Genomic DNA, 10442 nt, shown 5'->3' with positions numbered 1-10442 from the left:
CACCTCATGGACAGGTTGAATGAAGGAATGTGGGAGCGTAGACTCTGCGAGATGTGGGAGGGTTGACCGCCATGAGCTCATGTGGAGATCCAAAGGTGCAACCATACTTTACCATAACATCCACTTATTAAAGTGAGTGGTCTAGGTGGAGGTTTTTTTGCACTTCAACCGCCCCATAAATTTCTTCTTCTTCAACTTCGTTCCACTGAAATGTTATCTGCTAAGAAGTGAACTTGGGTCAAAATCTAAGAAAACGTGAGCATTTAAGAGAAAAGTGATTCTCCATAGAGGCAGGATAATGAAGTGTTGTGTTGTAGTCATGTATAATACCCTAACAATGTACAGTAATAGAAAGAAGATGATGTATTGTGATAAGTGAAAAGTTTGTTATCGAAAATTTGGTACAGCAAAAGCGTATGAGCGCAGCTCCCTTCATTGTTATGATGTGCGGCGTGGCAGGATCGGGTAAAACGACCTTTGCGCAAAAGCTGGAGAAAGAGGGATTCCTCCGGCTTTCGATAGACGAGGATATTTGGACCACACATGGACGTTTTGGTGTTGATTATCCGGAGCAAAATTATGAGTCCTATCAAAAAGAATCGGAAATAAAGTTGCGAAAGGAACTGGTCAATTTGATCCGGGCAAAGCACCATGCTGTCATCGATTTTAGCTTTTGGCGGCGTCAAAGACGGAATGAATACAAGCAACTGATCGAGCGGCATGGAGGCGTGTGGGAGCTGATTCACTTAAAGGTTCAGCCGGAAGAATTGCGTCAGAGGCTTCTTATTCGGAGCGAGCGTTTTGACGCCAATGCGGCATTTCCGATCACCGAGGACATTCTAACCCAGTATTTAAGCGGTTTTGAGACCCCTTCTGGAGAAGGGGAAACAGTCATCGAAACATAAGATCATCTTCGCAAAATAGTTTCCTGAACCTAGTTATTATTGAGCTGACGGGACACGTTAGTTCAACTTATCAGCTTCTGCTGAACAAGGGAGGTCTGTATGGAAACAATACGTTCCGTCAAAGCACTTATTACATGGGACAGTGATCCAAGCAAGTATCCCTGTAATACTTGGCTGCGAGATCTAATCATAAACTACGGAAGCCTTGAGGGTAAACAGTTTACCGGTGAGGCTTGGACCGTACTAGTTAGAATTACAGGTCTGATTGAAGGCACATGGGATACATACGCTGATGTACGATTTATAGTAGATGATGCGCCTTGGCAAGATCTTGTCAGAGGATACACCTTTAGACTATGGGCTGGCAGAGAGGTTGCTACAGTTAAGGTCCTGTAGTTTGCAACAAGAGGTTAAGCTAACGGGACACGATAGTTGAACGATCCAGGGGGCATATCACCGCGGCAACTGCTCCTTTTTAAAGGATCCAGTTTCACAAAGCATTCCACCAGCAAACGAGAAGCAGATGTAGCACAAAGTAACTGAGCCAAGGGTGGAAGTGAAAAAAAAATGAACAAAAAAACGTTTGATTGTGAATCGGCTACAGCTTAAACCAGCGGGACAAGCTGACGGTCTTCATGAAGGACGGGCGCTGGAGATCGTTAACAATCGGGGGGAGCGCTCGATCAAGCCGTTTGTAATCGGGCGCAAGAACTGGTTGTTTGCGAATACGCCGCGCGGAGCTAAGGCCATCGCAGCCATCTACAGCGTGACCGAAACGGCTAAAGAGAATGGGCTGCACCCATTCTGGTATCTCACGTATATCTTTGAGCAGTTGCCGCAGCTTGCCGATTTGCAGGAGCCAAGCGTTAGAGTCGTGTATGCCATGTCACCGCAACTACCGGACAGCTGCCGTCTCAGATAGTTCATCTTACACTCGCTCCCATCTGACTGCTAGGTGGGGGCTATTTGACGCTCACGTATATACGGAGTCAGGACAGCCTGGTTTTTTGCTGCAGACGTCCGTTTCGTATTTCAATGGAAAACCAGTTCGAAATGATACATTTCTTCGATTGCAAGAAGGAGATTTTAAGGAACAAACCGAAAGAGTATCCTTCCGCACGTTTCAATGCGTTTGCATATTATCGAATTGAAAGCGCTGTATATCGGTTTGAGGATGGATGCTGTCTTTTTAGCCCCCGAGGAGACTGGGACAGAACACCCCTTACTCGGATACAATAATATTGAGGCGGAGGGGAACGAAATGAAGAAAAAACAGTATGAATTAAATTTCAAGAAAACGGTGGTTACCAAGGGAAAGGAAATTGGAAACATGACCGCTGTAGCAAGACAACATGAGCTGGATCCGAAGATGGTCAGATGGGCAAGAGAGTTGGATCGTAAGGATATTGAGTGACTGGATGGGACAACCATCAAGCAAAATTCGTGCCTACTGCAGAGGATTATGCACAATTGGAGAAAGAAAATGAGAAGCTGAAGAAGTTCTTTGCTGAGCAAGCCATAGAGAGGGACATTCTCAAAGACATACTAAAAAAACGAACCCTCACTTGAGGATAAAATAGGCATTGTCCAAAAATATATTGAGTTAGGGCATTCCATCTCTTACGTGCTGCGCGTCCTGGAAGTGGAGAGCTCAACGTACTATGCATATGTGAATAGAAGCAAGCATGAACCTGAAAAAAACCATAGGTGCGGTCGCCCCGCGCCTGGTTACTCCTATACAAAAGATGGCAAGCGAATAAGCGACGAGCAGATCTGAATGGATTATGGAACTGCTAGCCGACGAGTACATCTCCAATTATGGATACCGTAAGTTGACGAAAATCTTGCAACGCAATCCTAAACTGGTGATTAACAAAAAGAAAGTATATCACTTGTGCAAGCAAATGAATGTGCTGCGTCCACAGCGCAAGCTAAAGATCAAGCATCCCAAAAAACTTGTAAATAATCGGCTCATCACCGATTCCAATCAGCTGTGGGAAACAGATATTAAGTATGGTTGGATAGAAAATGAGCAGCGCTTCTTCTTCCTGCTAAGCATCATTGATGTGTTTGATCGGGCCATTGTCACGTATCACCATGGACTATCCTGCGAGGCCAGAGACTTGATTCAAATCACGCAGAAAGCACTGATGAAGCGCCGGCTTTTTGACAAGGAGAATAAGCCTGTAATCCGATCTGACAATGGTCCGCAATTCATCAGTCATCGGTTTGCAGAGGCCTGTGAACAGTTCTGTATTACTCATGAGCGTATACGCCAACCCAATAAGAACGCTCATATCGAGTCGTACCATGCTATTCTGGAGTCGGAGTGCTATCAGCGTCACGAATTTGAAAGCTATCAACAGGCGTTTGATATCGTGAGTCTCTTTATTCATCATTACAATCATAATCGGATCCTCGGTAGCATCTACGGCATTTCACCATACGGATAGATGCTATCTCGCTAGGAGTCGTGAAGCCAAAAGAAATAAAGGTATGAATCTATCGTAATATTGCAGCAATATCGAGCAATTCTATGTAACCAATCGGATAAGAGGTTCAGTGTCACGTTAGGGGGTGTAACCGCTGTTCAAATCATTTATTAAGTCCAAGGTGTTTCAACGGTATGTCTACTCTTATCTGATTATTTTTTTCGTCCCGTTTATCGTTATGATCTTATTTATTTATCATCAAACCGAAGAGAGGTGGAATAGTGAGGTTGAACAGGCCAACAAAAATAAATTGCTGCAAGCCAGCGAGCTGACCTATAACCGGATCAATGAAATGAACCAGATCGCTGCCCGGATCACCTATGACTCGGATCTTACGCCTTATATGGTCAGTCATCCGTACAGCAGCCGGAATGCGATCGAGAGATTGGGGATTTACAAGTCATCGACGGCGATTATCGATGAAGTCTTGCTTTTCTACCGGGATTCGCAAAATATATATTCGGACCGGGGTTACTACTCCGTCGATACCCTGCTGAAGCGGGTTCTGGGGGCGGACGATGCGCAGAAGGAGCGCTTCCTCAATTTGGTCAAAGGGCTTAAGACGACCACGGTTCTGCCTGCGGACTATTTCCAATCGGCAGGGAATAAAAGGCAGGGCACGATGCTGTTTCTATGTCCTATTCCGCCGCATGATACAAACAAACACGGGACGGTTATCTATTTTGTCAAAGACTACGTTTTTCAGAAAATGATCCAGAGTACGCTTGGCGACTTCGAGGGCAATGTTTATATTACAAACGACAATAACGAGATGATCTTATCGCAGGATAATGGCGGGAAGCTTCAATTCGAAGATCTGGCCTCCGTTGATCTGTCCCGGACGGATGTCACTCAAGCCACCATTCATTATACAAAATATTCAATCGTCACGGTCCGCTCGGACGAAACCGGCTGGACATTCGTGACGGCTATGCCAACTGCTCAGTTTTTTAAAAAAGCGTTCCATTTTCCGATGCTGCTGCTGTTTATCGCTGTTTGGCTAGTGCTCACGGGATTGATCCTGGCACTGGTTTTTGCCGTACGCCAATACCGCCCGGTTAACCGGATGCAGGAGAGGATGTCGGTACAGAAGCCGTATGTTCGGGATCAATGTCTATTGAAGCTGCTGGGCGGAAGCTGGGAAGACCCGGATAATATCCGCGAGATTTGCGCCATGTCCGGTATTGTTTTTCCTTACCCGTATTTTTTTGTGGTTTACATTTCCGACGATGGCATGGTATCGCATGAAACGAAGATGCGGAGTTCGCTGCTGCTGAAGCTGGAAGGCTGGGAGCTGCAGGATGCGATTGGCTTTGGCGTGGAGCTCATTCATGACCATGCGGTCGCCGTCGTGATTAATTGCCTGTCTAACGACACGTCGTCTGTCGAGAATATGGTTCGCAGCTTGGGACAGCAGAAGCGGAATCAGGAGCGGGGATTAACGATGGGGGTAGGGGGGATTTACGACGATCTTACCCGTGTACATAACTCGTATATCGAGGCCTCGGCGGCAACGGATTACAAGCTTGCCGGCAGCAGCAGGACCGATGCAGTCGTTTATTTCAAGCCGTCAGGAGACCGGGTAGGGACAAGCGGCTGGTATCAGAGCGATCTTCACCTGAAGCTTACGCAGGGTTTAAAAAAGGGCAATAAGCAGGCAACGGCTGAAACGCTCGGAATGATGCTGCATGAGCTCAGAACGCTGCGTGTGCCGATTGATTTGCTTCGCTGCTATTGCTTCGATGTCATCAATATCGTCTTCCGGGCGGCGGCAAGCGTGGAATATGCGAATATAGAGCTTGAAGAGCAGATCGTCAACTTTACATCCATTGAAGAATTGGAGAAGCTGCTGTACCAATGGACTGAAGGAATCTGCCGGCAGGCAGCGCTGAATAAAGAGATGGAGACGCTGCAGCTGAGCGAGCAGATCATCCTCTACATCCAGGAGCATTTCCGTGAGAGCGATTGCAGCCTGGAAGGGACGGCAGCCCACTTCAAATTGTCCGACTCCTATCTCAGCCGGTTTATTAAGGAGAAAACGGATATTACGTTCATGCAGTACTTGTGGGAGCTCCGGTTGAATGCGGTCAAGAGGGAGCTGGAGCTGACGGACAAACCGATCAGAACCATTGTTCAGGAGGTTGGTTATTTCGATACGCCGAATTTCATCCGCAAATTCAAGAAAGCGATGGGATTGACGCCGGGCGAATACCGAAAGCAAAGAACAAACTAATCAAGCATTGAAAATGGGAGGGCATTTTCCATGGCGGAGATGCTCTTTTTTTAAATTATTTTCGATCACATTCGAAAGGAAGAAACTTGCGTCAGCGTTATGTACGGTGTTAGCCGCTTTTTCCCGGCGTGCAAGCATGTATAAATGCTGCACTCCACCAAGGCCGAAGGGTGGTCTACAACACTAGCTGTCGCCCCGCCAAGGCGGCTCAGTTCGGGGCTAACGGACACCACGGACGATATTTTTCCAGCCCGGTCTGGAATTTAACGGTCATAGGAGCCCTTGTTAGAGGAATAAGCCCCTGATCGGTTTTAGCGACGGTGGTGACCCTAAGAATCGGAACCGGTTGGATTTTGCTTCTTTAGCATCTGCTGTGTCCGTTAGCGTTTCGAAGTTCCTCTAGCATGTGCGAGGTCCTTTAGCGTTTACGTTGTCCTTCGAACGGGCCATCTGCTAGGATGACTAAGGTTTGCCATCCGGAGCTTGGACGAACTTGAACTCGCGAACGTGAAGTACACCGTCAGGCGTTTTTCTTAGGTCGCTGCGGACGTTGTCATTTGGCATACAAGACCTTTTTGAAGGTCAAAAATAACATATCGCCTATACCGGTAAGCCCTTGCCTCCGCCAACAATTCGGCTCCCTGCATTGTCATCAGTAAGAATGACATATTTACGGAGATAGGAAAATGAAACACAATGAAAGCGTATCCAACACCGGTGGTTATTGGTATGCAACATCATGAATTTGAGGGAGGAGATCCATTTGCTCAATGCGGAGGAAGCCTTGGATCAAGCCGGTCGGGCCACCGACAGAGCATCGCACTCAGCGATCGGCACGTTTCTGAGAAATTTGGGAAAAACCTGGCAGCTGTACGTACTGCTTCTTCCCGCGCTGCTTTATTTTTTCATCCTGCATTATATTCCACTTTACGGTGTGCAAATTGCCTTCAAGGATTACATTGCCACCAAGGGGATCTGGGGAAGCCCGTGGATCGGCCTGGATCACTTTCAGCGGTTTTTCAACTCCTATTATTTCAAAGACCTCATTCGAAATACGCTCGTTCTCAATGTGTATGGGCTGCTGTTGTTCCCATTGCCGATTATCTTGGCGCTTTCATTCAATGAGGTAAAGAATGCAACCTTCAAGAAATGGGCGCAGACGATTACATACGCCCCACATTTTATTTCGACGGTTGTTATGGCGGGTATGGTTATCGCTTTTTTGGACCCCGAGACCGGCTTGATCAACAGCATCATTAAGGTTTTCGGAGGCAGCCCGATCCCATTTCTGATCATGCCGCAATGGTTTAAACACATCTTCGTATGGTCGGGCCAATGGCAGGGTCTTGGATGGGGAGCGATCATTTATTTGGCGGCGCTGGCTGGTGTAAATCCGGATCAGCATGATGCTGCATCGGTTGACGGTGCATCGCGGATGCGCCGCATATGGCATATCAACATTCCCGCCATTATGCCGACTGTTATCATTTTGTTTATTTTGACGATGGGCAGCTTCATGTCAATCGGCTTCGAGAAGGTATTGCTGCTTCAGAACCCGTTGAATATGTCATCGTCCGACGTCATTCAGACATTCGTATACCGCAGCGGTCTGCTGCAGTCGCAGTACAGTTTCTCAGCCGCAGTGGGACTATTCGATTCGCTTATTAATGTCACCTTGCTGGTCCTGGCCAATCTGATTGCCAGAAGAACGACAGACAACAGCCTATGGTAAAGGAGGGGAGCCAACATCATGAATCGGAATCTATCCTCTGACCGGGTATTTGATTGGATCAACAGTGGATTGCTACTGATTGTCATCGGAATTATAGTATTCCCCCTCCTGTTCGTCGTGTCCGCATCCATTAGCGATCCTCTTCTTGTGAACAGCGGGCAGGTATGGATATGGCCAAGGGGTATCACTTTTGAAGGCTACCAACGCATTCTGCATAACAACGAAATATGGATGGGGTACTTAAACAGTATTTTGTATACGATTCTTGGGACTCTGCTGCATCTGATCGTGCTGCTACCTTGCGCCTATGCGCTTTCGAGAAAAGAATTGATGGGTAAAAAGCTGATCCTGTGGTACTTTCTCTTGACCATGATGATTGGCGGAGGGCTGATACCGACTTATTTGCTGGTGAAGCAATTAGGTATGCTCAACACGGTATGGGCGATGGTCATTCCCGGGGTGGTGGGAGCGTGGGACATCCTGGTGGCCAAGACATTTTTCCAGCAAAATGTGCCCGACCCGCTTGTGGAGGCGGCCAAGGTGGACGGAGCGTCCTATTTCTATACGTTTCTACGTGTCGCGCTGCCCCTTTCCTTGCCCATCATTGCGGTCATGTCACTCTTTCACGGGGTTGGCTTGTGGAATCAATATTTCAATGCGCTGATCTATTTGAACGACGACAGCATGTACCCGCTACAAATGGTGCTGCGCAAAATTCTCGTCGCCCAGGAGATGAGTTCCGAGAATTTATCCAGCAGTACCATTCAGGGAGAAGCCTTGGCTGCGCAAGCGCGTATCGCGTCTATCCTGAAATACGGCGTCATTATCGTGTCTACGCTCCCGCTGCTTATCGCTTACCCTTTCCTTCAGCGGTTCTTTCTGAAGGGCGCACTGGTCGGTTCCATTAAAGAATAATATATTCGGTAAAAGGGGATTGGAATCTATGAAAAAATGGCTAACCTATGGTCTTACTTGTATGATTGCCGGGTCGATGCTGCTGAGCGGATGCTCGAATAGAGGGGGCGATAAACCGGAGACGGGGCAAGGAAATCAGGAACCAAGCAGTAATTTCAATCAGACGGGGTATCCCATTGTGAAAGACCCGATCAAGGTATCGATGATGGGTGCCCGGCATGCGCTTGTCGGCGAGTGGAAGAGCCTGTCTTTCTTTAAAGAAATGGAGACGATGACCAACATTCAGTTTGATTTCAACACGCCTCCGGCGGCAAATTATGCCGAGAAGAAGAACCTGGCTTTCGCCAGTGGCGAGCTTCCCGACGTCTTCTTCGGCGGCCAGCTAACTCCGGATGATGAAATTACGTACGGCAAGCAGGGTGTTCTTATTCCGCTTGAAGGTCTAGTGGAGAAATACGCGCCGAATATCCAAAAGATGTTTGATGAGCATCCCGAAATTAAAAAGTCAGTCACCGCGCCGGACGGTCATATCTACGCGCTGCCCTCCATTAACATGGCACCGATCGCCAAACTTCCGGCCACCTGGATTAACGGAAATTGGCTGAAAAAGCTGGGGATAACGGAGCTCCCCCATACGACGGATGAACTGTATGAGCTGCTGACCGCATTTAAAGAGAAGGACCCTAACGGCAATGGCAAGCAGGACGAAATCCCGCTTACGTCCATTAATCTCGACGATGTCCGCAGCGTCCTTCTGCCTGCCTTCGGCATTGTGGGGAGAGCCCATATCGTAAAGGATGGCAAAGTGATTTATGGAGCCGTTCAGCCTGAATACAAAGAGTATGTGACGTTTATGAACAGGTTGTGGAAAGAGAAGCTGCTCGACCAAGGCACGTTCTCTCAGACGATGGAACAGAAATCCGCTAAAGGCAATGCGGGACAGATCGGTATGTTCAGGGATTCGGTCCCCTACCTCACCTTGGGCGGGGATGCCGAGAGCTCCATCATTCATCCAGTGCTTCCCGCCCTTACAAGCTCTGCCGATCGTAAGCCGATGATTACCGAAGGCTCGGGCATGTCCAGAGGGACGTTCGCCATTACGAACAAAAGCAAAGATCCGGAAGCATTGATCCGATGGGTTGATTACTTGTACAGTCCGGAAGGGGAAATACTGGTCCACTATGGCAAGGAAGGCGATCTGTGGGAATGGGCCGATGCAGAGAAGAAGCTGCGCAAATACAGGAAACCTCCCGAAGGCATGAATCTTGAAGAATATCGCGGCGGCAGCATCACACCGGCCGTCGGCGTAGCGGTGCCGATGTTTACTCCCAATGAGGTGGAAGCAAACTGGAAAGATACCATGCATCAATACCGGATTAAAGAGGTAGACGAGAAACTTGCGCCTTACGGCGAGCCCGTGTTCCCCGAAATCTACTTGCTGCCGGAGGAACGACAGCAGATCCAGGGCATTGAAACCGACCTCAATACGTATCTGGAAAGCATGGAAGCCAAGCTCGTGACAGGCGAAGCTCCACTGGAGAAATGGGATACCTTTCTGAAGACGATTGAGGATATGCGCGTGGACAAGCTGCTCGAAGTGTATCAGGCTGCCTACGACCGCTGGGCCGGAGCGAACTGAAACGGCTAAGAAGGTGCATTGAGAAAGAAACGGCTGCCTGTAAAGGGCGGACGTTTCTTTTTTTACGGTATCGCAGAGACGAGTATCGTGTGTCTGCAAGGAGTTAAGCTGAACGTACGTATAAAACGAGAGTGAGCCCTTCTTGAAAAAGAATATTGTGCTTTTGAATCAGCAGGTGTACCGGCGCGGTCTGTGCCGCGGTGACGAACTTGGTAACCGTTGGTCGATTCACTGCGAATGCGTATCCGGCTCCCGCTTCACGGTCCAGGCGAAGTCGACGACGAAGAGAGTAGTTTTAGATGGCCGCCTAGCGAGTCGGGAATTGGTGAGAGCCCGATGTGACGTCTTTAATGAAGCGCACTTCAGAGACATATACCTGAACTAATATTAGGGTTTATCGGGGCTGTCCCCGTTATCAACGCAGAGGATCAGTAGGCCTGATCGAATTAGAGTGGTACCACGAGATAAATTTCTCGTCTCTTCGGAGACGGGATTTTTTATTTTTTAGAATGGATTCTAAGGGAGG

At 48.1% G+C, this 10442-nt stretch carries 7 protein-coding genes, 1 pseudogene and 1 other annotated feature; all 8 genes and pseudogenes read left to right on the top strand.

Annotation, left to right across the window (positions count from 1 at the left end; translation table 11 throughout):
- The first annotated feature begins 368 nt into the window (after nucleotides 1-368).
- Complete coding sequence (locus NNL21_RS34755) at nucleotides 369-905, top strand: P-loop nucleotide/nucleoside kinase family protein (protein WP_309145371.1); 537 nt, start codon at nucleotides 369-371, stop codon at nucleotides 903-905.
- A gap of 641 nt (nucleotides 906-1546) precedes the next feature.
- Nucleotides 1547-1827: pseudogene (locus tag NNL21_RS34750) on the top strand (IS66 family transposase); the annotation flags it as partial.
- A 339-nt stretch (nucleotides 1828-2166) separates the two neighbouring features.
- Nucleotides 2167-2319, top strand: a complete 153-nt coding sequence (locus NNL21_RS34745) for a hypothetical protein (protein ID WP_204822109.1) — start codon at nucleotides 2167-2169, stop codon at nucleotides 2317-2319.
- A gap of 370 nt (nucleotides 2320-2689) precedes the next feature.
- Entirely contained in the window at nucleotides 2690-3358 is a 669-nt protein-coding gene (locus NNL21_RS34740; protein ID WP_256555679.1) for a DDE-type integrase/transposase/recombinase, read from the top strand.
- Nucleotides 3359-3518: 160 nt separating this feature from the next.
- A complete protein-coding gene (locus tag NNL21_RS36680; RefSeq protein ID WP_204822107.1) occupies nucleotides 3519-5630 on the top strand; it encodes a helix-turn-helix domain-containing protein in 2112 nt (703 codons plus the stop codon).
- A gap of 829 nt (nucleotides 5631-6459) precedes the next feature.
- On the top strand, nucleotides 6460-7362 hold the full coding sequence (locus tag NNL21_RS34730; protein WP_256555681.1) for an ABC transporter permease: 903 nt from the start codon (nucleotides 6460-6462) through the stop codon (nucleotides 7360-7362).
- Between the two features lie 18 nt (nucleotides 7363-7380).
- Nucleotides 7381-8277 carry a carbohydrate ABC transporter permease gene (locus NNL21_RS34725; RefSeq protein ID WP_204822105.1) on the top strand — a complete coding sequence of 299 codons (897 nt, stop codon included), beginning with the start codon at nucleotides 7381-7383 and terminating at the stop codon, nucleotides 8275-8277.
- A 28-nt stretch (nucleotides 8278-8305) separates the two neighbouring features.
- Nucleotides 8306-9916 carry an extracellular solute-binding protein gene (locus NNL21_RS34720; protein ID WP_204822104.1) on the top strand — a complete coding sequence of 537 codons (1611 nt, stop codon included), beginning with the start codon at nucleotides 8306-8308 and terminating at the stop codon, nucleotides 9914-9916.
- 268 nt (nucleotides 9917-10184) lie between these two features.
- Nucleotides 10185-10400: a binding site (T-box leader), on the top strand.
- Nucleotides 10401-10442 lie beyond the last annotated feature (42 nt).

The sequence above is a fragment of the Paenibacillus mendelii genome, assembly GCF_024498075.1.
Taxonomy (GTDB): Bacteria; Bacillota; Bacilli; order Paenibacillales; family Paenibacillaceae; genus Paenibacillus_Z; species Paenibacillus_Z mendelii.
This window is presented reverse-complemented; position numbering and strand designations above follow the sequence as displayed.